This window comes from Flavivirga aquatica (genome assembly GCF_001747085.1).
Classification (GTDB): domain Bacteria; phylum Bacteroidota; class Bacteroidia; order Flavobacteriales; family Flavobacteriaceae; genus Algibacter_C; species Algibacter_C aquatica.
Map to the genome: position 1 here is coordinate 983,623 of NZ_MDJD01000054.1, position 25,849 is coordinate 1,009,471.

Annotated in this window: 26 protein-coding genes; 13 read left to right on the forward strand and 13 right to left on the reverse strand. The window is 32.3% G+C overall.

The features are described from left to right. Window positions 1-125 precede the first annotated feature (125 nt). From A8C32_RS18440 to A8C32_RS18475, 9 genes are read left to right on the forward strand one after another with little or no spacing between them, the layout of a single operon-like run. Window positions 126-413 (forward strand): hypothetical protein, encoded by a 288-nt coding sequence (locus A8C32_RS18440; protein WP_069831856.1) that lies wholly within the window; start codon window positions 126-128, stop codon window positions 411-413. Next, window positions 413-697 carry a hypothetical protein gene (locus A8C32_RS21215; protein ID WP_083253425.1) on the forward strand — a complete coding sequence of 95 codons (285 nt, stop codon included), beginning with the start codon at window positions 413-415 and terminating at the stop codon, window positions 695-697. Before A8C32_RS18440 ends, A8C32_RS21215 begins: the two co-directional genes overlap by 1 nt. Then, entirely contained in the window at window positions 684-3,086 is a 2,403-nt protein-coding gene (locus tag A8C32_RS18445) for a TraG family conjugative transposon ATPase (protein ID WP_069831857.1), read from the forward strand. Before A8C32_RS21215 ends, A8C32_RS18445 begins: the two co-directional genes overlap by 14 nt. Window positions 3,087-3,091: 5 nt before the next feature. Then, the gene (locus A8C32_RS18450; RefSeq protein WP_205635411.1) at window positions 3,092-3,679 is read left to right on the forward strand and encodes a conjugal transfer protein; all 588 of its coding nucleotides are present in this window, start codon (window positions 3,092-3,094) and stop codon (window positions 3,677-3,679) included. A gap of 2 nt (window positions 3,680-3,681) precedes the next feature. After that, complete coding sequence (locus A8C32_RS18455) at window positions 3,682-4,524, forward strand: hypothetical protein (protein WP_069831858.1); 843 nt, start codon at window positions 3,682-3,684, stop codon at window positions 4,522-4,524. An 11-nt stretch (window positions 4,525-4,535) separates the two neighbouring features. After that, entirely contained in the window at window positions 4,536-5,153 is a 618-nt protein-coding gene (locus A8C32_RS18460; protein ID WP_069831859.1) for a conjugal transfer protein TraK, read from the forward strand. Between the two features lie 22 nt (window positions 5,154-5,175). Next, complete coding sequence (traM, locus tag A8C32_RS18465) at window positions 5,176-6,105, forward strand: conjugative transposon protein TraM (RefSeq protein ID WP_069832101.1); 930 nt, start codon at window positions 5,176-5,178, stop codon at window positions 6,103-6,105. Further along, on the forward strand, window positions 6,102-6,929 hold the full coding sequence (locus tag A8C32_RS18470; protein WP_069831860.1) for a DUF4138 domain-containing protein: 828 nt from the start codon (window positions 6,102-6,104) through the stop codon (window positions 6,927-6,929). The genes traM and A8C32_RS18470 overlap by 4 nt, the downstream gene beginning before the upstream one ends. A 7-nt stretch (window positions 6,930-6,936) precedes the next feature. Beyond that, window positions 6,937-7,302, forward strand: a complete 366-nt coding sequence (locus A8C32_RS18475; RefSeq protein ID WP_069831861.1) for a hypothetical protein — start codon at window positions 6,937-6,939, stop codon at window positions 7,300-7,302. A gap of 70 nt (window positions 7,303-7,372) precedes the next feature. Here the strand turns inward: A8C32_RS18475 and A8C32_RS18480 are convergent, their stop codons facing one another. From A8C32_RS18480 to A8C32_RS18520, 9 genes are all read right to left on the reverse strand, one after another. After that, window positions 7,373-8,617, reverse strand: a complete 1,245-nt coding sequence (locus tag A8C32_RS18480; RefSeq protein WP_349267258.1) for a putative phosphothreonine lyase domain-containing protein — start codon at window positions 8,615-8,617, stop codon at window positions 7,373-7,375. Between the two features lie 36 nt (window positions 8,618-8,653). Next, window positions 8,654-9,187, reverse strand: a complete 534-nt coding sequence (locus tag A8C32_RS18485; RefSeq protein ID WP_069831863.1) for a hypothetical protein — start codon at window positions 9,185-9,187, stop codon at window positions 8,654-8,656. A 3-nt stretch (window positions 9,188-9,190) separates the two neighbouring features. Beyond that, window positions 9,191-10,555, reverse strand: coding sequence for an RNA-binding domain-containing protein (locus A8C32_RS18490; protein WP_028283571.1), 1,365 nt, complete (start codon window positions 10,553-10,555; stop codon window positions 9,191-9,193). A gap of 45 nt (window positions 10,556-10,600) precedes the next feature. Then, the gene (locus tag A8C32_RS18495) at window positions 10,601-12,196 is read right to left on the reverse strand and encodes a type IV secretory system conjugative DNA transfer family protein (RefSeq protein ID WP_069831864.1); all 1,596 of its coding nucleotides are present in this window, start codon (window positions 12,194-12,196) and stop codon (window positions 10,601-10,603) included. A 1-nt stretch (window position 12,197) separates the two neighbouring features. Next, a complete protein-coding gene (gene mobB, locus A8C32_RS18500) occupies window positions 12,198-13,226 on the reverse strand; it encodes a MobB family relaxase (RefSeq protein WP_069832102.1) in 1,029 nt (342 codons plus the stop codon). Window positions 13,227-13,230: 4 nt separating this feature from the next. After that, a complete protein-coding gene (locus A8C32_RS18505; protein WP_069831865.1) occupies window positions 13,231-13,623 on the reverse strand; it encodes a BfmA/BtgA family mobilization protein in 393 nt (130 codons plus the stop codon). 388 nt (window positions 13,624-14,011) lie between these two features. Further along, the gene (locus A8C32_RS18510; protein WP_069831866.1) at window positions 14,012-14,209 is read right to left on the reverse strand and encodes a hypothetical protein; all 198 of its coding nucleotides are present in this window, start codon (window positions 14,207-14,209) and stop codon (window positions 14,012-14,014) included. Between the two features lie 11 nt (window positions 14,210-14,220). Further along, window positions 14,221-14,670, reverse strand: coding sequence for a JAB domain-containing protein (locus A8C32_RS18515; protein ID WP_069831867.1), 450 nt, complete (start codon window positions 14,668-14,670; stop codon window positions 14,221-14,223). 76 nt (window positions 14,671-14,746) lie between these two features. Next, window positions 14,747-15,103, reverse strand: a complete 357-nt coding sequence (locus tag A8C32_RS18520) for a single-stranded DNA-binding protein (RefSeq protein WP_069831868.1) — start codon at window positions 15,101-15,103, stop codon at window positions 14,747-14,749. A gap of 657 nt (window positions 15,104-15,760) precedes the next feature. On the opposite strand from A8C32_RS18520, the gene A8C32_RS18530 reads away from it, so the two are divergent. From A8C32_RS18530 to A8C32_RS18545, 4 genes are read left to right on the forward strand one after another with little or no spacing between them, the layout of a single operon-like run. Further along, window positions 15,761-17,164 carry a hypothetical protein gene (locus A8C32_RS18530; RefSeq protein WP_069831870.1) on the forward strand — a complete coding sequence of 468 codons (1,404 nt, stop codon included), beginning with the start codon at window positions 15,761-15,763 and terminating at the stop codon, window positions 17,162-17,164. Further along, the gene (locus A8C32_RS18535; protein WP_069831871.1) at window positions 17,134-17,823 is read left to right on the forward strand and encodes a condensin complex protein MksE; all 690 of its coding nucleotides are present in this window, start codon (window positions 17,134-17,136) and stop codon (window positions 17,821-17,823) included. Before A8C32_RS18530 ends, A8C32_RS18535 begins: the two co-directional genes overlap by 31 nt. Next, window positions 17,816-20,989, forward strand: coding sequence for a hypothetical protein (locus A8C32_RS18540; protein ID WP_069831872.1), 3,174 nt, complete (start codon window positions 17,816-17,818; stop codon window positions 20,987-20,989). The genes A8C32_RS18535 and A8C32_RS18540 overlap by 8 nt, the downstream gene beginning before the upstream one ends. A 2-nt stretch (window positions 20,990-20,991) precedes the next feature. Beyond that, complete coding sequence (locus tag A8C32_RS18545; RefSeq protein ID WP_069831873.1) at window positions 20,992-21,912, forward strand: hypothetical protein; 921 nt, start codon at window positions 20,992-20,994, stop codon at window positions 21,910-21,912. Here A8C32_RS18545 and A8C32_RS18550 read toward each other — a convergent pair. The 4 genes from A8C32_RS18550 to A8C32_RS18560 form a co-directional block, all read right to left on the reverse strand. Then, window positions 21,894-22,439 carry a hypothetical protein gene (locus tag A8C32_RS18550; protein WP_069831874.1) on the reverse strand — a complete coding sequence of 182 codons (546 nt, stop codon included), beginning with the start codon at window positions 22,437-22,439 and terminating at the stop codon, window positions 21,894-21,896. The two genes, A8C32_RS18545 and A8C32_RS18550, sit on opposite strands and share 19 nt — an antisense overlap. 11 nt (window positions 22,440-22,450) lie before the next feature. Further along, entirely contained in the window at window positions 22,451-22,618 is a 168-nt protein-coding gene (locus tag A8C32_RS20820) for a hypothetical protein (protein WP_165605868.1), read from the reverse strand. A 258-nt stretch (window positions 22,619-22,876) separates the two neighbouring features. Beyond that, window positions 22,877-24,673 carry a ParB/RepB/Spo0J family partition protein gene (locus A8C32_RS18555; RefSeq protein ID WP_069831875.1) on the reverse strand — a complete coding sequence of 599 codons (1,797 nt, stop codon included), beginning with the start codon at window positions 24,671-24,673 and terminating at the stop codon, window positions 22,877-22,879. A gap of 260 nt (window positions 24,674-24,933) precedes the next feature. Then, on the reverse strand, window positions 24,934-25,770 hold the full coding sequence (locus A8C32_RS18560; RefSeq protein WP_069831876.1) for a DUF932 domain-containing protein: 837 nt from the start codon (window positions 25,768-25,770) through the stop codon (window positions 24,934-24,936). Between the last annotated feature and the right edge of the window lie 79 nt (window positions 25,771-25,849).

Sequence of the window (25,849 nt, forward strand, 5' to 3'; positions counted from 1 at the left end):
TAATCTTCAAAAGTTTAACACCATCTAGCGTTAAAATTTAGAGATTTTCTTCCTTCATCTTCATTTCATAATAGATTTCACAAAATAAAATTAGAAACTGCCTCTACAGGCTAAACCAAATAATTATGAAAAAATCAATTTTTATCTTACTCACATTCTTGATGACATCAGCATCAAGCTTTGCACAAATTGGTGGTATTGAAGATTCTGTAAACGATGTTTCAGATACCATTAGAACCATTTTCCCAATCATTCTAGGTGTCATCTTTCTTGTTGGATTCCTATTTAATGCTGGTCATTTCTTTGGCGAGAACGCAGACCTTAAAAAAGGTATTACTCGTGTTTTAGTATTTGTTCTCATCGCTGGTGCCGTGGTAGGCATCTTCACTTACTTAATAACTATCGTAGTTTAATGAAGCGATACGAAGTCTATAAAAATATTAGGAAACGGGCAGTCATTTTTGGATTGCCCATTTCCCTGTTTGCCTTAATGATGGTTTCAATTCTTGCCTCATTATTAATCATCATTTTCTCTTTCAGTTTTGGGTTGATAATTGGCATTCTGATTTTCAATTCAGCCTTATATGTTGCCTTGACTCGCATAACCAACAATCCACAACTTTTTCAGATGGCAAAAGCCTTTCCAAAAATTATAAGCAACAAAAGAAATTCCGGCTTCGATTATGAACAAGATTAATATTTCAACATATCAACCCATTTTAGATATTCAAGACAATATCGTATTTGCCAACAATGGCAATGTGATTCTATGTTATGAAGGGAATCTACCAGAAATCTATTCCTTGTCCGAAAAGGATTTTGAGGATATGCATGGTGCATGGTTTCAAGCTTTGAAATCGTTACCTATTGGAACTGTTGTCCATAAACAAGACATCTACCTTAAGAAATCTTATTCTTCAGAAAAACTTCCAAACACCACCTTTTTAGAAAAAGCAACACACGAGTATTTTAGAGGTCGTGGACACATAGAACATAAATGTTATTTGTTCTTTATTTTAACTAAGAACAAAGCACTCAACAATCCGAAATACGTCAATCCCTTCAGAAAAATTTCAAAGGGAATTGTACAAGAATTGGATGATAACATTAAGAGCTTCGCTAATTCTGTAAACGATTCGGTTTCCTTTATAAATAATAGTAGAAAAATAGAATTTCTTCCGCTAAATGCAGAAGATATTCAGCAATTAACAAGTAGTTATTTTAATGGTTTCAATGAAGGATTTGATACCGATATTTTATTGGAAAAGAAAAGCGTCAATATTGGCGAAAACCACTTTGATGCGCTCGCCATCAACAGCGAATTATGCTTTGGCGAAAATGTTCAAAGTAGCAAAACCAATGAGAAATTCACTTCGGACGATTTTGTATTTCATCAAGGGTTTATTGATGGCTTAGGACTTACACTTAATGAAAACCATATTGTTAACCAAATTCTTTATTTGGATGACAAACAAAAGTGGCGCAAGCTATTGGATAAGAAAATAGAAGAACTTAATAAAAGTTCCAATTTTGGTTCACAGAACAAAGTGGTTCTTACAAAAATTCAACACATTCTAGATCAAATCAATGCAGATGACAATTCACGTATTATACGTGGTCATCTCAATATTGTCTATTGGTCGAAAGATGTCAAAAAACTAGACAAAATCACTTCTAAAATAAAAACCGAATTCAAGGAATTAGATATCATTCCTTATTATCCAAGAGGCGAAGAACGCAAAAATTATATCCTAAATAGTTACTGTTGCTTCTCTTCCAATTTTTCAAACAATGATTTATACGTAACCGATTTAAAACATGCACTTTGTCTCTTCATAAATAACACCAATTACAAATCGGATAAAACAGGCATTATCTTTAATGATAGAGAACATAACATTCCGGTATTAAAAGATGTTTGGGATGAAAAAAAGAAGCGAATCAAAGCTAGAAATTTTGCCATTTTTGCGCCTACTGGCGAAGGAAAATCCTTTTTGGCGAATAACATTCTACGCCAATATTTTGAAAGTGGTGTAAGATTGGTCATCATAGATTTGGGTGGCTCATACACCAAATTTGCCAAGCTCTATCCTGAAAAATATACGGTATTAAGATACGAAAGCGGAAAAAACTTAGGTATCAATCCCTTTTATATTAGTGACATAAAGGATTTAACACCTGAGCGACTTGAAGATTTATCGGTATTTCTTTTTGAATTGTTTGCTTCAGATTTAAAAGTAACCAAGGCGCAATCGGTTTCCGTTAAAAAGATTCTGCGTCATTATTACAATAGCACTTCAGAAAATCATTCTTTGGAAGGCTATTACAACTTTATAGAAAGGAATCAGGAAGATCTTCTGAGTACCTTAAAAATCCATCCTGACTACTTTAATGTTACGAGCTTCTTGCATGTGATGTCTGAGTACGTTGGCGATGGTCTATATAGCTTTCTATTTGAAGTTAGCGAAGACCAAACTTATAAAATAGAAGACAAACGATTGATTGTTTTTGAACTCGACGAAGTAAAGGACAATAAGGAAATTTTGTCCGTAATGTTGAAGCTGATTAAATCAGCCATCCAGAGAACCATTTGGAAGAATCGAGCAGAAAAAGGCATCATCTTATTTGATGAGTTTGCCAAACAACTGAAGTTTGAAAATGTTCTTGAAAGTGTAGAGTTCTACTATCAAGCTATCCGAAAACAAAATGGCGCTATTGGTATTATTCTGCAATCCATTAATCAGTTGCCTAACAATTCCACATCTGCAAGCATATTAGAAAACACGCAAGTTATCTACAGTCTGAATAATGAAAAAGGCTATGACGAACTGGTTAAAAGACTCAATCTATCTAGCCATGATCTGAACCAATTAAAATCTATAAAAAACAATCTTTCTGGTCCAAGGAAGTACACCGAAATGTTCATCAAAATCGGAAAAGAAAGCAACATTTTTAGGCTCGAAGTTCCAAAAGAAGTGTATGCAGCCTATTTAACCGATGGACGAGAAAATGAGGACATCATGAAGCTCTACGAAGCCCATCACGATATGCAAAAAGCAATAATTCAATTCACATCTAAAAATTAAAAGCTATGAAAACAAAAATCAAAACAGTAGTAATCGGGTTAATCTTTAGTATTGCCTTTTTATTGCCTGGCGCTGCTACCGCCCAAGGTATGCCCACTTATGACAATACCAATTTTATCAGTTTGGTAAAACAACTTGTAGAATCAGGTAAACAGACCGCTCAAATGATAAAGTCTGTGAAATTTCTAAAAGACGCCAAAGAAGCCATAGAAAAAGTGTCGAGTGTGGTACAACAACTTAGAGCAGTTGAGGAAATTGCGCAAAACAACCAGCGACTTATTCAGGTTATGCAAAACGATTTGCAAGACATTTTGAACTCGCCTTATATAAAACCAGAGGAAGTTACACGAATTGCAGAATCATTCGATGCGATAGTCCAAAACTCATTGGACACCGTTGAATTTATGGGCGAAATTTTATCCAGCGACAATCTTAAAATGACCGATGCCGAACGTGCAGAAGTTCTTAAAAAGAAGGAACAGGAATCCAAAGAGATGGTTTCAAATATCACTACAAAAACGAAACGATATAGAGATATTATTTCCTTCAGAAAAATGCAAGATAAAGTTAATAATCGCGAAACAAATTATTAGAAATGACCGCAACCATCATTTTAGGAATTGGTCTAGAGTATATCGATACGGTATTTCAAACCATACAGAACAGCAGTTTTTCGCAATATACCATTGCAGGAATGAAAACGCTTGCTGTACTTTTTTTTCTGGTCAATATCCTAAAAAAATACAATGAAGGTATTGCGGATAAAGATGGCTATTCTTGGGGATTGAGTCCAGGCGAACTCGCAAAGAATTTTGCTGTGGTAATCTTGGTTATTTTTTCAACGCAGGTGTTAGGGTTTTTCGATGGAATTTTAGTTGCCATTGAAGGACAATATCGAGGGACTGCACCTGCGTTACTACCATTACAATTACAGGATTTACCGCTTGAAGAAGAAGTCGGTTTATTAGATGCTGCAAGTATGGCAATGACTTTACTTTATGAAGCTTTAGTCACACCTCTTTATGGATTCAAGATATTAGCTTTTATGCTGAGTACCATTTTATGGATTCTTGACCTGTTTATCTACCCTCTATTTTTAGCAGAACGCTTCTTTCTTTTAGGCATTATGCAAGCATTTTTCCCATTGGTTATAAGTTTAGCTGTATTTGAAAAATTCCGCTCTCTTGCCTACACATTTTTCAAACTCTATGCAGCAGTTTATATGTTAGTGCCAGCATTTTTTCTGGTCAATGTATTTGTCAATGCTATCTATACTGAAATAAACACCAACTTCTGGACCAACTTGTTTGGTACCGATTTTGGCCAGGGCTTTTTTGCACCTGTTGTTCAATTAGGCTCGGTAGGCTTTATCGTATTCCTGAAGTTCAAGTTATATAAACGCGCTACATCTTTCACTCTTAGATTGTTTACCAGCTAATTCAACTCACAATGAAAACACCTTACAAAAACATATACAACGTTCTAAAATTGAATCGATTTATCGTTTTGGCAGTAGTCGTTTGCGCATTGCTATCTAGTACTTTTTCGGTTTGGATGGCATTTAATACAAATAAAAATGCGATGAATAGTGCTTTTGCCATTAATACAGATGGCAGTATCATTCCGCTGAAACTCGTCAACCAAAAAGAAAATTTTAAGGTTGAAGCTTTGGCACATTTAGAACTGTTTCACAATTACTTCTATAATATTGATGCAAGCAATTATGAAAAAAATCTTAAAAAGGCACTTTGGCTTGGTAATAGTTCAGTCGATAACTTATATCGTCAGAAAAAAGCGGATGGTGTCTATAATCGATTATTGCAATATTCATTAGTTCAAAAAGTACTGAGCATCGAGTCACAGATAACAGAAAATAATGGCTCGTATGGTTTTACTACAACAACCATTTTTGAAATCAACAGAGGTTCAATAATCGACACATATGAATTGGTTTCCACCGGAAACCTAATTATGGTTGACCGCAACTTCCCAAACAATCCGCACGGATTGTTAATTACAAATTATTTCGAAAACACTTTAAAAAAAATGAACAATGAAAACCCATAATGGGCATTTAAATACCACTCTTATGAAAGTACAAAAGAACAAAATAGTATTTGCAGCTGTATTAGCCATTGTCTTTATATTCATTATTTCCTATTCCGTGATGGTAATGGGCGATGACGAAAGCGAGAATGACAACCTTGAACAAACCTTGATACCTGATTTAGAAGAAAATCAAAAAGAGTATGATTCTAAGTTAGATGCTCTTAATGATTTAAAGGAAGTGCGTGAAAACAATGCACCCAGCATCTATGATGAAAAATTAATTGATTCTTTAGGCTATTACGATCCAGATCTTCCAGAACGTGAAAGAAAACGTATTGTAGATAGTATTTATGATGCAGGTAAAATTCAATACTCAGATAAAAAATATCAAAACTTCGGACAGAAGAAAGTCGAAAAGAAGCAACCTATAGAAATTGATTCTTCAGAAATACTTAGAGAACTTAAAATTCAAGCTAAAGAATTAGGCTTGGAGCATCAACTGTTTTTTGCAGCTGCACCAAAACCCAATGAACTTTCTATTATTGGCAATACGGATGCTACCATTTACGTGGTTGTTGATGGCGACCAAATTGTAAAGGCAAACACCAGATTGAGAATGCGACTTACCAAAGCTGCAACAATCAACAGTAAACTAATGCCCAAGAACACACTTGTATTTGGTTTCATCAGCTTTCAACCCAATCGTGCTTTAATTGAAATTGAGAATATCAATCATCATCCCACAAAACTCAAAGCTTTCGATTTACAAGATGGTAGTGAAGGTATTTATGTGGAAAATAACTTTAGAGCTGAAGCGACAGGTGAAGTTCTGGATGATGTTATTGGCGATATCAATATTCCAACTGTTCCGCAAGTAGGCGGTATCACTAAAGTCCTTAGACGTAGTAATCGAAATGTGAAGGTTACTGTACTGAACAATTATAAACTTATTCTAAAACCAAAATTATGAGACCAATACTATTAATATTAGCTATGATAATTTCCACTTTCATGGAAGCACAAACAAGAATACTTGACACCATTTATGCTAATGACACCAAAAATGTGGCACTCTTTTTTCCTGAGCCTATACGTCAAGGTATAACTGGCTCAGAAAATTTTGTATTCACTTACAATCGTGAAAAAGAACAATATTTTGGTTTACTACAAGCTAAACAAGGAAAAGAAAGTAATCTACTGGTAATCAATAGAAATGGTTCGATTTTTTCGTATATTGTAAGGTATAAAGCGCAGCTTTCAAAGCTCAATTATTTCATCCCGATGACAAGTAGTATTGGGAATGAAAAACCAAAAGTAAAAGACTCAATTCAGACTGAGACTTTTGAAAAAAAGATTGATAACAGTACGTATTATTATCAAAAATTCTGCTCTTATCTTCTCGATAGAAGACAATATCTAGGAAGATATACAAGGCGAAATAGCGGTGTTATCATGAGGCTTGAAAATATTGTTTTTGATAAAGAAGAGCTCTACTTCGTTATTCAAATTAGGAATAATTCTACTTTGGATTATGATTTGAATTTCCTTAACCTTTCCGTTGAAACACGACAAAAAGGAAAAAAGAAATCTTTACAACGTTTGTACATAGAGCCTATTTTTAAACATCATCTGCCTTCTAAAATTGTGGTAAATGAAACGGTAAGATTTATATATGTTATGCCTAAATTTTCACTATCCAATGACAGAAGGATAATTTTAGAATTAAATGAGAAAGATGGTGAACGAAATATTGAAATGAAAGTGTCGCATAAATATATCAATAACCCAAATTAATAATATCATGAAAAAAAATGCCATTTACTCGCTTCTAGCCTTATTTATTTCTTGTGCTGGAACAACGAATTCAGATCCTGCATCCGTTGCAGAAATCGTTGCAGAAAGCTTTTATCAAGGAAAAGAAGCCATGCTTAAAAAGCACACAACACCAGAAGGTTTTGCCACATTTTCCAACCTTCAAAAAATGTTTGCTAAACCTAAAGGTTCAGAATCTAATTTTAAAATTATCGATGAAGTTACTGAAGGCGATGTCGCTTGGGTAAAATACTCGACCTCTTATGATAAAACACCAGGCATTTTTAAATTGGTAAAGCAAGATGGTGTATGGAAAGTAACGGTTAGAGATCCTAAGGAAAAAGCGCCTTTTTAGATAAAATAACTGTATTCTTTAAGTAATTAGTCGTTAAAGAAATTTAATTTACGGTGTTTACTTATTTATTCTAGTTGTTTAAATCAATTACATCACTTCGTTTTTTATTTAATTCTTTGACTATATGCTTCATTGAATAAACATCATCTTTAATATATTTAAAAATATCTTCCGGTAGGTTGTCTCCAGTTCTTTGGCAACTAATATATTGTCCAGCAACAAACATTCCACTAGAATATTTTGACTTAAAATCATATCCAAGATATGAACTTACCTCTTTTAATCCATAACCTTTAGTTGGAAAAACATAACTAGCTTTTAAAAGATTGCATAAGTCCAAATGAATTAAATTCTTGAAGTAAGATGGATTCAAATTATATCGCTCTAATGAATTATAAACTACATTTTCATCAAATCTATTACCTGAGTAGCTCATTAGTATTGGATTACTAATTTTTCTTAAGTAAAGAATAAACTCTTTCAATATCCTTCTCTCTTCGTTCCAGTTTTCGGCATAAAACACTTTATATTCTCTATTAAATAATAAAGCAATTGACCACACTTTTTTTTCTTTTATTGAAGAGTTTAGATCAGTTTCTATATCATAGTAGATAAGGTTACCTTTCGGGATTTCTAATAATTTCTTTTTATAAATCTTATTTTCCATTTGTGATAGTGCAAAGGTTTTAAGATTTAAAATTGACTCAGAAGAAATACCAACATTTTTTAATTTTACTGAAGTATCAAAATTCAATAGATTATCAATATTAGTAATATCTAAATTTTCAAGAATTTTAAGTGTATTTGAACCAACTCTATAAAGAGAATTAAGTGAGATTTTTATATTTTCATAATTGACGCCATGAGATATATATTTACTTATGCCTTTATTTCCTGATTTTTTATATTTAGTGTTGACAGTATCATCATCTGTCTTATAAAACATTGTAGATGTTACACCTATTAGACGCAACTCTTTTTCCACCCTCATCACATCATCCACATCAAGCCAATTATATGTATAAACACAAATAACTTTTTCATTTTTGGATGTCTCATTTGGATTAGATTTAGCTGTAGCTGATTTTGCTCCAGTTCCTAAATTACCTTTTTCTGTCGCCTCTTTAATTATTACCCAAATTTTGTCTAATTCATTAATATTCACGAAAAACAACCATTTACCTCTTTTTAATCGATTGTATTTTCTAGGATGCTCTTTTTTTATAGTAGCACGATTATGAACCCAAAACTCGCTTGTAATTTTTGATGGATTATCGCTAAAAATATTATCAGAGTCTTTTTTCAGGGTTTTAATTTATTAATGTAGTTAATGTTTTGTTGCACTTCTTACTTATATTTCCATTAAGTTTTTCCTATCTTTCAAATAATAATATTTTTCCTTTCCAGAACTAAAGTACATATTCCGAGTGGCTTTAAATTCCATTTTCTTTAAGTCTATATTCATTGTTAAAGCTCTTATTTCTCCACCATCTTTGTGTTGAATAATAAATGTTGAAATTGTAAATCCGTGTTCGGACAATCCTGTAAAATATTTAATATCAATTATTTTTGAGCCAGGTTCAAAACCTTTCTTTATCATTTCTCTTGTGATATGGTCTTTACCATAATCAAATATGACTTGAATATCGTTTAAACGTTCTTTCCTTTCAGCCTCAGATAGTTTTGTCCACATTCGATAATCATCCATAAACATAAACTTCGTTTTCCGAATTAAATCTGAAGCTTCAAATTTAGATTCATCTTTTGATTTGTTTTGGACATTAATTTTATTTCCTTTTTTCTTTTTTGAAATCAGCTTATAAATCCAATAGAATGGAAGTCCGAGAAAGAATAATATTAATAAAATAAGTAGAATTCCTGTCATTGGTTATTTACTCATATTAATTTCCCAATAACCTCTAGTACCATCTTTTCGTTCTAAATAGCCTTTTTCTTTAATAGCATTTATATGTTTACCAACAGCAGATTCATTGATACCTAAAACTTCAGCTATTTCATTATAAGTTATGGTTTTATTTTCAGCAATTAGTTTAAGTACTTCTTTTTGCCTTTTAGTCAATTTAGAATTATCGTCTATTTCACTACCTATTACACCACCTATTACACCACCTATTGCACCACCTTCTCCATTATCTTCTTTATCATCTACTTTAGTAGTAAGTTCTTTAGTAACAAAAGCCATTCTAAGAAAGTTTTCAGAAAAATTAAAACTCTCTTTACCATAATGATCTAAAATACGTGGAATACCAGAACCCAATTGCTCTACTAACTCCAGGTCTTTAAATATGCGCATCAGTTCTTTGTTACGAGGGACTGAAAACCCTTCAAAAAATTCTTGCTGACTCAATCCTTCAGGTAAACCTCCAGCAGATGTAATTTCAATTCTATCTGAAAAAATCTCAAACTTGGGCGGTACTTCATTGGTATAATCATTATGTACAAAAGCATTAATAATGGCTTCACGTAATGCAATAGGATTCCATAGGTGACTTTGTTCTCTCTCCTTTGAAGTGATTTTTGTAGCTATTCTATTTTCTACAGCAATTTTATCTATGACTTGTTTAGTTGCCTTTGCTAAACACTCATTGCCATACTCATTACTTTCTATTAAATCTGTTCGATTTGTACCAGAATATTTAGCAACTTTAATAGACGTATTATTCTTATCTGCCAAAAGATAAGCTGCATAATTATATGCGCCATCTTCAGTAAGTAGTTCTAAATTTTTAGCAAATGCGTTGCCTAGTTTATAGCCTGATTCTTCATAATATATTTTCAGTTGGCTAAAAGTCAAGTCTTGTGTCGTTGCTTTGATTTTACTTATGGAATTTCGAGTACGTTTAGAAAAAAGCGTATCAATCATTTTTTGAGGCATTGGTTCTGCAGCAGTTCCAATTCGTATAAAGCACCCCTTTTCACTCATACCATATTTTCTTAAATGATATGGTTTTTCTGGTCCACTTGCTACAATAATTTTTATGATATCCTTACCCTCACGTTCTTCACTAACAATATCAAATAAGCCTAATGCAGATGGTTTAATATTGTGTTTCAACCGATCCTTTATCTTTAATTGGTCACTATCTGAATCTGCCAAACCATAAGTTTTTCCTGTTTTATCAATACCTATATAGATAATGCCACCTTCGCGATAGTTCAGAAAAGCAATGACTTCTTTTTCTAATCCTTCAGTAAGCTCTTGTTTGTATTCTATACGATTGGTCTCGGTCATGAAAATTGAAATGGTCTAACTAATTACGCTATAAAGATACTGATATTAATTTTTGAAAATCGATCTAACTTCTTTATAAACTCTATCAAAATTAGCTTGTAAATCAGCATCAGAATAGTTCCGCTGCTTTGTTGGTAGTCGCTTTTCAATTTTAGGCAATTTAAATTGAACTTTTCTGTCCTTTCCATCTGCAAACGTGATAAACTCGCCTTCTTTTAGTCTGAAAAACACATCAGCTCTAATTTTTGCAACCTCACGCTCTCCTGTTGTAATTCGTGTGTCAAAATTAAGATTATGACCTCTGTTTACGCTTGTGGTTTCTTTCTTTACAATTTCAAAAAAGCGTTCGTAATATTTAGCTGTGTCTGGATCGTTTACCTTTCCGAAGAATTGATATGATAAATTACTTAAAATTGCTTTACTTGCTTTGTCGCCATACATCATATCATTCTGTATTTTGTCTTGCATTACATAAATCGTGGCAATATCATAACTTCGCAATGTCGCTGGGATTCTGTGCATATTTAATAATCTGATTGTTGGTGCTTCTTCCATTAATAAAAATGAGGCATTTGAATTTCGTACACTCATTTGCTTTGTAATGGTATGAATGATAGTTGCGATAATTGGCGAATAGGCTGTTTCATATTTCGGATTATTGACTACTGAAATCGCTAAAGGTTTGTCCTGGCTATTTATGTCGAGCGGAACATCATCTGCGGATAAAGCCATAAAAATACGTTGTGTACTTATTTTTTTGAGCGCGTTGGCCAAAGTGCTTTTTACACCAGCGGTTTGTCTGTCGGAATCCTTACCACTAATAAAAGCGTCAGCCATCGCTCTCGATGTTGTATTCTTACTTAAAAATGCAATTAGACTTGAAGTGTTGAGATATTGGTAAACAGCTATTAAGTGAGGTAATGTACAATATTGTGGATGCGAGGTTCTTAACTTCCAAATCAATCCACTAATTAAGCCTTCAGCTGCATCATTAAAAAATTTTGTTGTTCCTATACTTCCGGATTCTCTTTGTTCTAATAGGTTTTCTATAAGCACTCTAGCGACCTCATTTACGCTTTCTTCATTGGTCATATATCTTGGTGCTATTGGATTCACTCGGTCATGAATGTTATCGAATGAAATTACTTTAAAATCAATCTCATTTTTTTCAAATAAAGGAAATGCCATTTCTGTGATTTCAAAGTTTTTATAATCGTGAATTACACCAGAAAATTTATGTTTGCTGAAATGCTGAAGGAAATTAAAAACCACGCTTTCAGTTTTTCCACTTCCTGCAGAACCAATAATTGAAGCGCCTCGTTTGATGTTATTAATTTTGAAACTCCCTCGTTTTACTTTGAAATGAACTTGGTGCTTATCATTAGAATCCAAAATGTCATTCTCCTTGTGAAGAAACACATATAATACTGTATTGATGAGCAAAAGCGGACAACCGATATATAGAATCTGGATAACCCAATGCATTAAATACGGACTCAATTTAAAAAGCAATCCTAAACAAACTATTGTCAAAATTATGTTTATAAAAAAAGCATATCTTGTTATTTTGAAAAGACTTGAAAACACCAAGCTCATTCCAAACAGTAATCCAATAGTAAATGTGATTCCTTGTATTTCCATGTTATATACCTATTGAACCCGATTTAATTGCCACATCCAGACCTCGTTTTAAATACTTTATGGTTTTAAGTGCCAACTGCACTTGACTGGTTGGAATACTCGCCATAGGGACTCCAGATTTTGCAAGCATTTTAAAAGCTACTGCTTTTTCACTTGCTGGCAATCCCAATAAAGTTGTGAAGTACAGTTTTGGATTTTTAATGAAATCTTTTTTCGATTTATAGGATTCTGCATAGTTGCGTTTGTAACCAAAAGTTTTATCAAAAGTGCTTTCGGCTTTTGTGAAAAACGCATCCCTATCAAAACCACGTTTTACAATTTTACCATGCATCTCAACTTCCGAACCTTTGTATTTAGATCCTGGCGATAAACTCACAGAATTTGAGGCATCTTTTCGGCTCACGATAATATGAATATGACTTTGATTACCTGCTTTTTTCATTCCTTGAACAATCCGTTTACCATTTTGTTGATGTGGTGCTTCGGCTTCGAGTTTGCTAATTTGAGATTTCATTTTCTTTATATTCCCATCTAATTGACCTTGTTCAATTTTCCGAATATCAGTTTTTAGCTGAAGTATTTTAGTGGCAAAAGGTTGGTTCTCTTTTACCTGTTTATCTGTGCCTTTGAATGTTCTTTGATGCTCAATTTTTGCAAAATATTTTATGTCGTCAACAGTTATTGGTTTACCATTAATTTCTCGATTAAAGGACGTTGCATAATCGTTCATTATGGCTCTGGTATATTTCTTTAAATCTTCAGAATTATTCTGTAATTTTCTCAATTCATATTTACTTGGACTAACTGTAATGGAATAAAATTTTGGTTCTTTCTTTTTGAGTTTAGCCGTATTGCCATCGATTTCTTTTACCACATCTTTGGCTTCAATTTCGTCTCCATATTGATTAAAAAAATGCTCCACATCTTCTTGTTCCAAACCTTGATTTTCTTTCTCCAGATACTCAACAAAATCCACAGAACTTTGTGAATAATCTCCTCCTAATTTTTGAGCTGTGATTGTGATATACATAATACTATAATTGATTACTTGAATCATTTTTTTCTACAATTAACACTTCCTTCTCTTCAACTTCTTTTTCTAAAATCAACTTTTCTTGCTTTGGTTCAAACTCCATAAACAAAGATTGTAACATCGCAGTTGTGGGTTTATCATGGTTCTTTTCTATGTCTTTTATAATGGCAATTACCGCATTGATTCGCTTCTTAATTTCACTTTCCAATGTTTGCATATTTGGCCCCAAAGTTTCATTTGGGGAAATGCCATTGTCCTCGAAAAAGTCCAGCATCAGAAGCAAAGTCATCGATTGTGATTTAGATAATTTTTTACAAAACACTCGAAAACGCTCTGCTACTGAGGTTTTAATACCGAGCTTCTCAAATCGCTCTTTTTCATATCCTTTATCCATTTTTTCTGAAAAAATTTGTTGTTTTTATTGGGCTGCGAGGATTTTTTCTGAAAAAACGTTGTCCTAAATTCAAAAATCAAAACAATCAATCGCCGAAAGGTGTTGATTTTATTAGGGTTTTGAAAAAACTGAAAATCGAAACATCGCGCTAGCGTGTTACCCTCTTGCTATTCCTTTTCGTCCAGCTCGCTGGACAAAAAAATACCATTACATCCAAAAATGTAATGGCTTTTTCTGTAATACGAATTGAAATTAGATTTTTTAAGAGTGTTTCAATTGAAGTTTAAAAGTATCTTTAACAAACCACTCTTTTTGTTGCAGAATATAAAATATGGGCATAAAAAAAGACCTCTGAAATTTTCAAAGGTCTTACAATTTTTAAGAACGTTTATATATTAAACACGTATGTGTAACTATATAAATTTCTTATTGCTTCTTCGTCTAGCATCTTGTCCAAATTTTGATTATTAGCAGATGCATATTCGATAATGTCCTTTCCATATTTATGCTTAACATCTTCTTTAGAATTGTTAAGCAAACGCTCTTGCGCTTCTTCACTCAAATCGGTAAAATTTATATAAATCATAGCTTTTCGTTTTATAAAATTCCGTTATCTGAAAAACTATAATAATCTCCATCAGGTGCAAAAATCAAATGGTCGAGAAGCTTAATGTCAAATAATTTTGCAGCGTTCTTAATCTTCTTCGTAAGGCTTTTATCAGCTTCACTAGGTATCAATTTTCCACTTGGATGATTGTGGGTTAAAATAATGGCTACCGATAGCGATTTTAAAATGACTGCAAATAAAATTCTCAAATCAACTAACGTTCCGACAATTCCACCTTGCGAAATTTGATACACACCTTTTACCTTATTGCTATTATTTAAAAGCACAACTTTAAAGACCTCTTGTAATGCAATGGTATCTTTATCCCAATCCTCAAACAACAATTCGGCTGCATCTTGAGAACTGTTTATTTTTTGCCACATAGATGATTTTAAACCGCCTTTGTAGCTAATTTTTATTTCATTAACTTTGTTCTTCATTGTTTCTATTATTAGTTATAGTGAGAATGAAAAAGAGGGCGCATCTTTCCACAGGAACGCCCTCTTTTAATTTCAATTATTCAGTAGCGTTATCCTCGCCTTTAATTCCCAAAAGCAGAATTTCATCAATTACCACTTCGGTAACATATCTTTTTTCTCCCTCTTTGGTTTCATAAGAGCGTGAGGTCAATTTACCCTCTAGTGCTACTTCTTTTCCTTTGCCTACATATTTTTCTACGATTTCGGCAATCTTTCCCCATGCTACAATATTGTGCCATTGGGTATTTGTCACTTTTTCTCCCTTAGAATCTTTGTAAGATTCATTGGTTGCGATTGAAAATTTTGCAACTTTCTTTCCGCTTTCAAGGTTTGTGATTTCTGGCTCGTTTCCTACGTTACCAATTAACTGTACTTTGTTTCTTAGAGTACTCATAATTAAAAAATTTAAAGATTAATATTGACCTATCTGAACCATTCAGAAAGGCTTTGTTATTGATTTACTTATTATATCCAGAGCGTTTTCCTTTTTTTGTTTTTTTAACTTTTGTTCCGCTTCCTTTTTATTGATTTTGTAAGATTTCATAAGATTCATTTTAGATTTACTTCCCATAGAGCCGACGCTGTTACCTTCTTTTTGTTGCTTGGTGCTGTCCAATATTCAGCTTTGTTTAGACATATAAAAAGTGCGAGGCACGAGCCTGGTTATGCTGTCGTTCAAAGCTGAATGTTGTTATTTTGCTGTCAAAAAAAGGTATGACGGTGTTGGATTACGGAAGTGAACCTAAATTCTTTGTGAAATACAAAATCATAGGAATTGGAACAAAATGCAAATAATTTTTTCCTATTTAGCGGACTTAATTCGCACTTTTTACTTGAAAATGAAGTGTGCCTTTCCAGAGCAACGGAAAGGGTTAACGGAATGAAAAGTCAAAAGTGTGGATTATGTCCAAGACTTATTATAATGAAGCTCTTTTTCTGGAATGAAGTTTTTACGGAATGAAAGGAAATGTGCTGAATGACTTAGGTAAATAAAATGTTGTCAAATATTACTGTACTTTCTAGGTAAGAGTAATCTTTATTTTTAAATTAGGTGATTCACTTAAATTCAATTAAAATCGAGTCCGAAATATTAGACATAAATCAATTGTATGACCATCTTGTTCTTACTAAAGAAGAAGGTATGGTAATCTATATCTTAGATTCAAGGATTAAAGCAGGTAAAGTTTCTAAATACTTTACTTATCGTGATATTGAGAAGTGCATTAATGAAAGTGCTAAAATAGAAGTTGGCTCTATACCACAAACAGAAAAAATTGTTAGAAACTTACTTCATTTTTATATTGAAAGACCACCAAATGAAGAGTTGAAATTTGCGCTTACCAACTATGCGAAAAAATTTATCGATTTAATCCATAAAAAACTTCATAGTCCACTTAAACATTTTCCACTTAAGAAAACGTTTCAGAAATATGCAGATTTTAAATCTTCGGAAATTGAAACTATAGCTGATTTTGAATTATGGTACGATTTACAATTTCACAATAACAGTAAACAAACCATTATTGACCACCTTGAAGCTTTAAAGGATGTTGTCAATTCATCCATAAGCCGACTTAATGATTTATTGAAAAATGAATCAGAAGACCTTTTGACCATTACAAAAGAATTTACATTAATCTTTGATGAAATTGGGCTAAAGTCCGAGGAAATAAAATATACTCTTCGTTTAGGAAACACTCTAAATATTGAAATTGAAAAAGTCGTTGATTTTTTCTATAAACAAATAGATGAGTTTAAGCATCCTGAAAATAGTACTGAACGAGAAAAATTTGAAAAACTAAACGATGACTACAAAAAGGCTTTGCATATAAAAACAGAAGTAACTGATTTTTTCTATGATGTAGATTATCGATTAAAGCAATTGATGGATAAGTCATTATATGCTAATAACCAATTAACAAATCTTCAAAATAGCTTTAGAAACCAATCAAGGATAAGAATAAATTTAAAGAAATTATTGAAATTCACATTAGAGCAAGCTTCGTATTCCAATAAACACATTATCACTTTACCTAAATCCTTTCCAATAAAATCAATACCTATTGAGAGATTTAAATTTATAGAAGTACCTTATTACCACACGTATGGAATTCAGAGAAACGAAATACTACCAGCTCATTACGACAATGAATATGCAAGGTCTGAAAGAGAAAAGGTAGAAAAAGACCTTTTTAGGCAAGAGAGTGCTGCAAAATTACTTAGAGAGTATAAAAGTATTCTCGAAGAGAAAAAAGAACTGAATTTCACAGAGCATTTCTATAAAATTCTAGAACGTGAAAATGATAGTGAAATAGCTTTAAGCGTTGGTTTTGACCTTTTCCAATTTGCAAACAGCAATCCCAGATATCAAATAGAAATTACAAAGGATTTGCCAGAGGCATATTCCGAACAAAAAATATTAGTATGGAACATGAAAATAAACCAAATTCTTTAGAACATCCTTTTAAGTTTTTAGAAAATAATGATGTTAAAGAAAAATTTGCAAACCTTAACATAGAACTTTTAAGTGGCAGACACATTCAAAAGGACTCAAATTATTACCTCTACCAGTTACTAAAAAAATATTTTGAAGAACTAAAGTTCTACTATGCCAACTTCTATGGTTTAGAGTTAGAAAGAGACTATAAAGATGACATCACATTTTATTTTCTTGATTTTACAGAAGATTCAAAGGGTGCTTTAAGCTCAACGAGAAGACATAAAGAATTATCCAGCTTACAGACCGTAATGGGCATAATGCTATTAAATATGTATTATGACAGGTACTTTGAAAATATTAAGGAAATAACATTTCCAGATATTAAAAAGGAAATTTTATCTGGTGAAAACAGTAAGCATTTCAAAAAATTATGGTTTAAAGAAATAAGAGATGAATATTCGCCCAACGAATGGAAGCGTGTGATTACCAATATTAAAAATACTATACGAGATTTTGAAAAATTAGGATGGGTAGAATCTATGGCTAAAGACGAGGGTGAAGACATCCACTTTAAGCTAAAAGAACCTATTTATCGTTTTCAAAAATTATATGAAAAAGAAATAACCCACATTGATGAATTTATAGAGAACTACTTATTACAGACAAATGATTAAATACCCACGAATATATTCTTTTTCTACAGTTGGAATCATAATGCATTTTAACCAAGATTATTTATTACACCCTATTAGGACAGATTTCACAGGAAAGAACGGAATAGGGAAATCACTTATTGCCGACCTTTTTCAAATTCTTTTTATCTCAGATAAGCAAAAAATAGCGTTTGGTACTGAAAGCTTCAAGAACAATACGCGATTACTTCACACACTTCCTTATAAAACTTCAGACGCTTATATTTTTATTAATATTGAAGTAGAAAAAGATAGCTTTATCACTTTAGGCGTTAACATACCCAATAAAAAAAGCAGACCACTCAAATCATTTTGGATTCTTAATAAAGCTCATGGTATAAATGATAATAATGAATTAAGTGATTTAAGCATTGCTAAAAACAACATACCATTTTTTAAAGATTTTATTCATGATAATAGTATCCCACCAATAGAGAAACTTGCCATTAAACTAAGGGATGAAAAACAAATATATCTTAGAAGCTTTTCAGATAAGAATCAAAAAAATGAACTTTACACTTTCCTATTTGAAAATAGAGTATTACCAATCGACCTTTCTATAGAATCAAATCTTGATGCTTTCGCAAAAGTCATACAGTCATTCTCGAAAGCAAAAACTCTAGACACGGATAGTGACGATAGCTTAAAAAACTTTCTTTTTGAAGATAAAACAGATAGCCTTCAATCTGAATATGAAAAACATAAAACAGACCTAGAGAAACTAATTAATGATTACAAAGACCTTGAAGAATTAATTACCGACATTGAGAACAAACAAGAACGTCTTACTAATTTAAGTTCTTTAAACAGCCTCTATCTCAATTCATTTAAAGAACATCTTTTAGTAGATTTTACATATACTGAAGACGAAATTTCAAAAAAGAATCAGTCATTAAAGGATATTAATACTCAAGTATTTGAAGAAAATAAACAGATTAAGTCATTACAAAAAAACAATCCAAAAATTCAAAAATCGGCTCAAAAAGCAAAAAAAGATTATGACAATCTTGATAAGACCATTAAACACCTAAAAGAATACAGCGAAATTTATAATAAAGTAGAAGCATTAAAATCTCAGATAAATGAATTAGAAAATATCAAGTTACCAGCAATTGAAAATGAGGCAATCGTCACTATTGAAAATATCGAAGCTTACGAAATTGCTGAAATAAAACGTAGAATATCACATTTTACAAGTGTTTTTGAAAATTATGGTTCTCTTGAAAGCATCGAGCAAACGATTGAATTACAAAAAGACGCACTTGATAACCGTAAGAGTTCACTTAAATCAAAAAAAGCGGACATTCGCGAATTACTGAATCTGCTTTCTAAAAACAAGAAAAATTCTCTATTTGCTCAACTTTTATCTCAACAAAAAACATTGACTGAAAGTCAAGAGGCCATCCTATTTGCAATTTTAAAAAATATTCATTGGAAGAAGCCAAAAGACGTAACTGCTGGTATTAAATATGTTGAAAGTTTAGAATTTATGAATGAAAAATTCATTGAAAATGATTCTGCAAATAATGGGTATTGGTTTAATTTGGGCGGTCTAAAAGAGTTTGTACCATCAACCAAAGAAAAACAGCTATTTAAAGATAAAGATAAACTTGAGAAAGCACTTTCAAATCAAACAACAAAGCTGAACAACGAAATTAGTAGTATTGACAAAGAACTTTCACAGATTGAAGCTTTTATTAGAGGCGAAAAATTTGAACAAAAATCAATACACATTGACCAAAAGTTAGACCAAAGGCTTAATGATTTTTCTAAGTTGAAAGATTTAAAACTGTCATTAGGATTGATTCAAAACCTGGAAGTTAAAAAACAGGGTTTAAACACTCAAATTTCTAAAGAAGAAAAAGAAATAAAAAAAGTCGAACTAAAAATTAGTGTTCCAATTGAAAAAAAGAACCTTTCTAATCAATTGGAAAAACTTCAAGAAGAGTTAGAATCTATTGATAAAAATGAACGTGAATTAACTGCTCAATATAATACAGACAAAAGCAAATTGGAAGAAAAATTAAAGTTCTTACCTAGGCTTAAAAATCAACCGTCGGAATTAGAAAAATCCCTTACAGATTTAAATAATCAAAAGAATAAGATAGTTGCTGATTTTTCTTCATATTTTCCAGATTTAGAAATCGAAAATATAGATAAAACTGAATACAAAAGCATTGAAAGAAATCCTTTATTTACAGAATTTCAATCAAATAAAACCAATTATATAGGCGACTACAAAGCAATTATAAGTTCATTTGAACAAATAAAAAACGACCCAGAAATTAACGAACAAATTGCAAAAGGAACGTATAATTTTGAAATTCTTGAGCGTGTTCTTTTAGGACCTAAAATAAAACACTCAGCTAATATTTCAGAAGAACTCAAACAACTCAATAGCAGTAGATTTAGAATGTTTGGTGCCATACACGAAACAATGCTCAGTATTTTTAAGCAAACCAAAGGAAAGTTTGATGAATACCACGAGACCATAAAAGCTTTAAATAAATTTTTTAAAGGAAAGAAAATTAGTGGTAAATATTATTTTCAATTGGAATTTAATCAGCCATCAGATTTTGATATTAACTGGATTAATGATTTACAAGCCACTTCCCAACAAGTGTATAGTGCAGGCGAACTTCCTCTGGGTGAATCTGTAGAAAGTTTTGTCGAGAATTTTTTCATGAAAACAACAAGTTTTAATCAAAAAATTAAATTTTCCAATTTACTAGACCCGAAAACGTATTTTGAGTTAAGAACAAAATTCACGGATGAGTTTGACAATGAAAAAGCTGGTGGTAGCACAGGCGAAAGTTATGCAGCTATTGTACTGCTAGGAATTGGTAGATTATCAGTAGTTTTAAACGCAGATTTACCAGGACTTCGATTCCTTATTTTGGAAGAAGTTTCAAATTTAGACAACTTGAATTTTAGTACTTTCCCAAATATTGCTGAAGAATTTGGCTATCAAATCCTTACAATGACACCACGACCATTCGGCTCAGATACCGAACAAGGTTGGTATTTACATCATTTAATAGAGGGTGCTGGCGATAAAAATATTAATTACCCAATTCCAAATAGTTACTTTAAAACAAATGAAGGTAGACAAGATTTAGAAACCTATCTAAAAGCACAATCAAATTAAAAATGAATTGGACTGTCCTTAAATCATTACACCAACTCTATATAGAGCGAAAGACTAAAATCAAACCTTCACTAACGGAAGATTCTTCCATTCAATTATTGATATCAAATAAAGAAATCATTGAGGTAGGCAAATATTATCTTCCAGGAACACATTACGATTCATATTATACTAAACATCGTTTAAATCTATTCCCAATTTATTTTGACTTTTTAGAAGTTAATAACCTTTTAACCAAACGATTTGAAGAAGAGGATATAAAAACTCTAATTGAATTACAATCAAAAAAACAAAATGATAATCTAATACCTACTAGAGAACAACTAATTGAAGCACAAGAAACCGTTAGAGGATTCTCAACAATGTTTTTTAAAAATGACAAATATTTAGATAATAAAGACTCGTTAATTAAAGCCATTAATCAAATACTTGATATTACACTTGTAGAGAACAAAGACCAACAGTATCTATACATACTTCAATGTGAAAAACCAGAATTAATTGTTCTTTGCGAAAATTTAGACTTTTTAAGAAAAGACAAAATGCCTCGTGAGAATAATTATGAACTTTGGTACGCAGGTGGAAAAAATGTTCCCAAATTAAAATACGCAGATACGAGAGGACTTCCCATTTTTTATTCAGCGGATTGGGATGCAGATGGTTTAGAAATTTATGAGTTAGCCAAAGAAAAAATTCCGGAACTTCAACTTTTATTCCCAACGGCCATATCAAAAAGTATTGTTGATACTGAACATAGTAGTCATTGGAAAAATCAAGATAAACCAGAAGCACTTTCAAATTTAAGTTCTCATTTGTATTCAGAGAAGTACAAAGCAAAGATTAAAAAACTTATAGAGACGAATCATTGGATTATTGAGGAATCTAACGACTTAAAAAAAATGATTCAAAACAGTTTCTCTTGAATATCTAAAATACCATCGTCTTTTGACACTTTATTCTTTTTCAAAATTCCCTTAAGCGCTTTTCTTCGCTTATCATAAATCCATAATCTCAGATTTTTTAAGAGTCCTTTTTCATAATCCGACAGTTCTTTTGGTGCTATTTCAATCATAGCTTCTAATTGGTCTTTACTTTTGGTCTGTATTGCATATTGAAGTCCTAGCCATGTATAAATATTTACCCATTCTGTTTGCATGGGTGCTTCAAAAGTTCTTGGCATCATGTAGGCTAAAGTCTCTGTAAGCGATGCCATTTTATCTCCTGTCATTGAGCACATTATTCTTGATAATTTTATTTTACCTAGAATGTCTTTTGGTATGGTGTCTTGCCATGCGCATTTAAAAACTATTATTGGACTCGCAAGGCAATCCATAAAATCGAAAACGAAATCGCTCTTTTCCTTTTTAGTTGGTTTTACTACCTTTTCCTTTATTATAATCGGCTTACATTCAAAACCGAAATCGAACTGAACTACTTTTAAATTTTCCATGATGTGAGATTTTAGGTTAAACAATTAGTTAATAATACCTGGTAATTTTCAGGATGCTTTTCCCTGTAATAAGCCAAATGACTTTCTCCACTATCGACATCGTAATTTTCACTACTTACTCGATAATGTTCTTCTGCTTCTTGTAATGAGATGCTGGGTTTTTCAGATACTTGTTTCATAATTCTAAGATTTTTTGATTAAACAATATTTGAGCAGTACCTAAACGGAAGCTAAAATCACAGCTCAAAAGGAAACGGAATAAATAAGCGTTGGATGATGCGTAGGCTTTATGCTGTAGTCTTTTGATGGGTGTATTTTACGAGTTTAACTTTGCGCTGATATTGATTGAATAGGTTCTACTTTCCCTTTTTTATGAAGAACTATATAAAAAAATAAGAGCCAGCACGAATGCTGACCCTTACTTCCAACAACAAAAGCTAATCGTTTAATTCCTGAATTTTCTTTTCAAGTTTCTCTATGCGCTCTTTCAAACGTGCTTCACGCTTGTTTCTCTCTTCTGCATATTCCTTTTCAATATTGGCAATTTTAGTTTTATAATACCCTTGCATCGCATTGTAGAATGAAATGTTCGTTAAGTTATTAACGTGATTGCTTTCGCCAAAATGTACTTGCTTGGTAAGGATATACCGAATCAACTTATAAAAGGTTTCCTTTTTGAAATTCTTTTTGAAGTTCTCGACAGTTTCCACATCAGTCTTTTTAGATGTGTTACCCAATAATTTTGAAAAGTGTTTTTGCCGACCTACATAATCCACATTGTTTTCATATAGGGTTAATGAGAAAGCTACCATTTCATCTACCGAAAGTGATTTCTTATTTTCGATATAATCGGTTTGACGAATCATCTGAACTATGTCTTCAAATTGCTTGTTGTGCTCAATATGTCGCTTTCTGATTTCTCTTTCGTTGATTTTAACGATTTGCTCTTCAGGCGAACACTCTGCCATTTTTCTATTTGCTAACGGTTCAGAGTATGTAGAATTTACAGTTTTTGAATCTTCTATTACCTTCACAAAGATTGCTTTGTGAACATACGTTTTTGGATGAAACATAATACCTTTTACGAATCCATTTTCTTTTGCGGAATTATACACTTCCAATTCTTCCTTGTAATTATCAACCGCTTCTTCAAGTTCAGCTTTCAGCTCATCTTCAGAATAGTCGTAATGTTGGTATTCTGTCTTAATTGCTTCCATTGTAGGTTCAATAGGTTCCTCGATTATTTCAACATCGTCCAGAAGATAGACTTTCAATCCATTTTTTTCCAATTGCGAAATAATGAGCTGGTTATTCTCGTCATCTGCCCAGTATTTGCGAATTTCAGGAATCAACAGCATATTCTCTTTCTTCGATTTTTCTATCAGGTTCAAAAATGACTTGCTTTTCTTCGTTTCATAACAAGCTGATTTTGTACACACCATTTTATCATCGCCGAATAAATTGCCTTGATTTGCTGCGTTGAACGGACATGTTGTACAGGCACCAGCTTTTGTTATTAATTTTTCATCGACCACATCGAAAGGTGCATTCTCCAAATCATAAGTCTGGTTTTTAATCATCTGATTAATTTGATGGGCATTAAAATCCTCTCCCATTGTTTCCAGCATCATTTGCTGTTCCTCTGGCTCGAAAAGCGCCACACCTACACCTAACGAAATCGTCATTTCGCCATTACGAACAAAGACTTTAAAACCTTCAATTAGACCTGCTAATTTTAAACGTTGCCTTACAAAGTTTTCTGTTCTTCCTAACCGTTTTGAAATCTCCGTTGGCGCATATTTTTCGCTCAGGAATGCTACAGCTTCGGCTTCTTCAGTAGGTTCAACATCTTGTCTTTGCAGATTTTCGATAATTTGAATTTCCAGAACATCATTATTATCGAATGCTCTAACGATGCTCGGAATGGTTTTCTTTTTCGCCAATTTGCTTGCGCGATATCGACGTTCGCCCATGACGATGATGTAATCTTTTCCAGATTTTCGGACCGTAATAGGTTGTAGGACACCGTGTTCTTCGATGCTTTCAGCCAGTTGTTTTAGAGCTTCCTCGTTAAAGGTTTTTCTTGGTTGCATTGGGTCAGGAATAATCCTTCCGATAGGTAGTTCTTGAACTTGAAGTCCAATGGCGCCTTGTGTCAATTTCTTCTTGACTTCATTTTTCATGGTGGCTGTTGCCTTTCCGTTTTTGCTTGTAGTACTTGCTTTTGTTGTCATAATACTTAAATTTTAGATTAAACAATATTTTTGCAGAACCCAAACAGAAGACAAAATTTCTGCTCAAAAGGAAACGGAATAAATGAGTTGTGGGCGAAGCGTTGGCTTTATGCCGTAGTCTTTTGATGATAATATTTTGCGAGTTTATCTTTGTACCAATATTGATATAGATATCTCTCCCCTTTTTTAACAGAAATAAAGTATGAATCTAAAAAATGCTCTAGTTTTAAGGTACTAGAGCAACCTTTAATTATTGGATATTAAACCATTTCATATATTTCATTGAATAGTTTTTTATCCCACTTTTCTTGTTGTGAAAATGTCTTCTTCAATGTATTGTGTAACATGGAATTGAAGGCATTGTAGCCTAACCATAAATTCGGTTCCTCGTTTAGCAGTAGTGCTTCGTAGTTCAAGGTTTCAATAACTTCACGGGATTTCTTTGAAGGCTCTTCGTTTTTATCACTACATTCATATTTGAACAGCTTAGTTTTATCCAAAATTGCTTTTACAAATTCTTTTGTGTCGATGATTTTAAAGTCTTTCATCTTTTCAAATTTCTTGACGATGGTATAAAACTCATTGTTCAGGAACTTATCGAATAAGCCATTCATTCTTGGCATAATCAATTCTGTATTATTTTTGCTATGCTTTATGGAAAACTCAATTTCTGCTTGCGAAACGTGCAGTCCATTTGAGCATACTTTTCTGTAAAAACCAAAATGTCCGGAAGTCTTCTCACTACCATCATAAGAATTTTTAAATCGTAGCATGGGTAGTATTAAATCTTCCTTGTTTTTCAATTTAAACTGATTGCTATCTTCAATGATAAAATCTATTATGAAAGACCTATCATTTCTATTAACGCTTCGTTTGTGATAGTTTAGTCCAGCATCCAAAAGCATCTGTTCCGCTTTTTTGAAGAATAATTGATTGGGAATATGGCCATAACTGTTTGATACCACATTAACGATTTTACCATTTGAGATAATGGCATTTTCAAGTCCTCTACGAGATTCCATCTGCGTGAGGCTTTTTAAGGATTTCATTTCTGAAGAAACAAAAATCTCATCTTGTTGTAAATTACTTAAATACATAATATTTGATTTTAGATTAAACAATATTTAAGCTAGAACCAAACGGAAGCTGAAATCACAGCTCAAAAGGAAACGGAAT

Excerpts from the sequence above, each read along its gene's own strand:
- A8C32_RS18560 (WP_069831876.1), bottom strand. The coding sequence starts at position 25,770 with ATGTATTTAAGTAATTTACAACAAGATGAGATTTTTGTTTCTTCAGAA.
- A8C32_RS18470 (WP_069831860.1), top strand. The coding sequence starts at position 6,102 with ATGAGACCAATACTATTAATATTAGCTATGATAATTTCCACTTTCATG.
- A8C32_RS18510 (WP_069831866.1), bottom strand. The coding sequence starts at position 14,209 with ATGATTTATATAAATTTTACCGATTTGAGTGAAGAAGCGCAAGAGCGT.
- traM (WP_069832101.1), top strand. The coding sequence starts at position 5,176 with ATGAAAGTACAAAAGAACAAAATAGTATTTGCAGCTGTATTAGCCATT.
- A8C32_RS18550 (WP_069831874.1), bottom strand. The coding sequence starts at position 22,439 with ATGGAAAATTTAAAAGTAGTTCAGTTCGATTTCGGTTTTGAATGTAAG.
- A8C32_RS18440 (WP_069831856.1), top strand. The coding sequence starts at position 126 with ATGAAAAAATCAATTTTTATCTTACTCACATTCTTGATGACATCAGCA.
- A8C32_RS20820 (WP_165605868.1), bottom strand. The coding sequence starts at position 22,618 with ATGAAACAAGTATCTGAAAAACCCAGCATCTCATTACAAGAAGCAGAA.
- A8C32_RS18495 (WP_069831864.1), bottom strand. The coding sequence starts at position 12,196 with ATGGAAATACAAGGAATCACATTTACTATTGGATTACTGTTTGGAATG.
- mobB (WP_069832102.1), bottom strand. The coding sequence starts at position 13,226 with ATGTATATCACAATCACAGCTCAAAAATTAGGAGGAGATTATTCACAA.
- A8C32_RS18515 (WP_069831867.1), bottom strand. The coding sequence starts at position 14,670 with ATGAAGAACAAAGTTAATGAAATAAAAATTAGCTACAAAGGCGGTTTA.
- A8C32_RS18505 (WP_069831865.1), bottom strand. The coding sequence starts at position 13,623 with ATGGATAAAGGATATGAAAAAGAGCGATTTGAGAAGCTCGGTATTAAA.
- A8C32_RS18475 (WP_069831861.1), top strand. The coding sequence starts at position 6,937 with ATGAAAAAAAATGCCATTTACTCGCTTCTAGCCTTATTTATTTCTTGT.
- A8C32_RS18455 (WP_069831858.1), top strand. The coding sequence starts at position 3,682 with ATGACCGCAACCATCATTTTAGGAATTGGTCTAGAGTATATCGATACG.
- A8C32_RS18460 (WP_069831859.1), top strand. The coding sequence starts at position 4,536 with ATGAAAACACCTTACAAAAACATATACAACGTTCTAAAATTGAATCGA.
- A8C32_RS18545 (WP_069831873.1), top strand. The coding sequence starts at position 20,992 with ATGAATTGGACTGTCCTTAAATCATTACACCAACTCTATATAGAGCGA.
- A8C32_RS18555 (WP_069831875.1), bottom strand. The coding sequence starts at position 24,673 with ATGACAACAAAAGCAAGTACTACAAGCAAAAACGGAAAGGCAACAGCC.
- A8C32_RS18535 (WP_069831871.1), top strand. The coding sequence starts at position 17,134 with ATGGAACATGAAAATAAACCAAATTCTTTAGAACATCCTTTTAAGTTT.
- A8C32_RS18485 (WP_069831863.1), bottom strand. The coding sequence starts at position 9,187 with ATGACAGGAATTCTACTTATTTTATTAATATTATTCTTTCTCGGACTT.
- A8C32_RS18520 (WP_069831868.1), bottom strand. The coding sequence starts at position 15,103 with ATGAGTACTCTAAGAAACAAAGTACAGTTAATTGGTAACGTAGGAAAC.
- A8C32_RS18445 (WP_069831857.1), top strand. The coding sequence starts at position 684 with ATGAACAAGATTAATATTTCAACATATCAACCCATTTTAGATATTCAA.
- A8C32_RS18540 (WP_069831872.1), top strand. The coding sequence starts at position 17,816 with ATGATTAAATACCCACGAATATATTCTTTTTCTACAGTTGGAATCATA.
- A8C32_RS18450 (WP_205635411.1), top strand. The coding sequence starts at position 3,092 with ATGAAAACAAAAATCAAAACAGTAGTAATCGGGTTAATCTTTAGTATT.
- A8C32_RS21215 (WP_083253425.1), top strand. The coding sequence starts at position 413 with ATGAAGCGATACGAAGTCTATAAAAATATTAGGAAACGGGCAGTCATT.
- A8C32_RS18490 (WP_028283571.1), bottom strand. The coding sequence starts at position 10,555 with ATGACCGAGACCAATCGTATAGAATACAAACAAGAGCTTACTGAAGGA.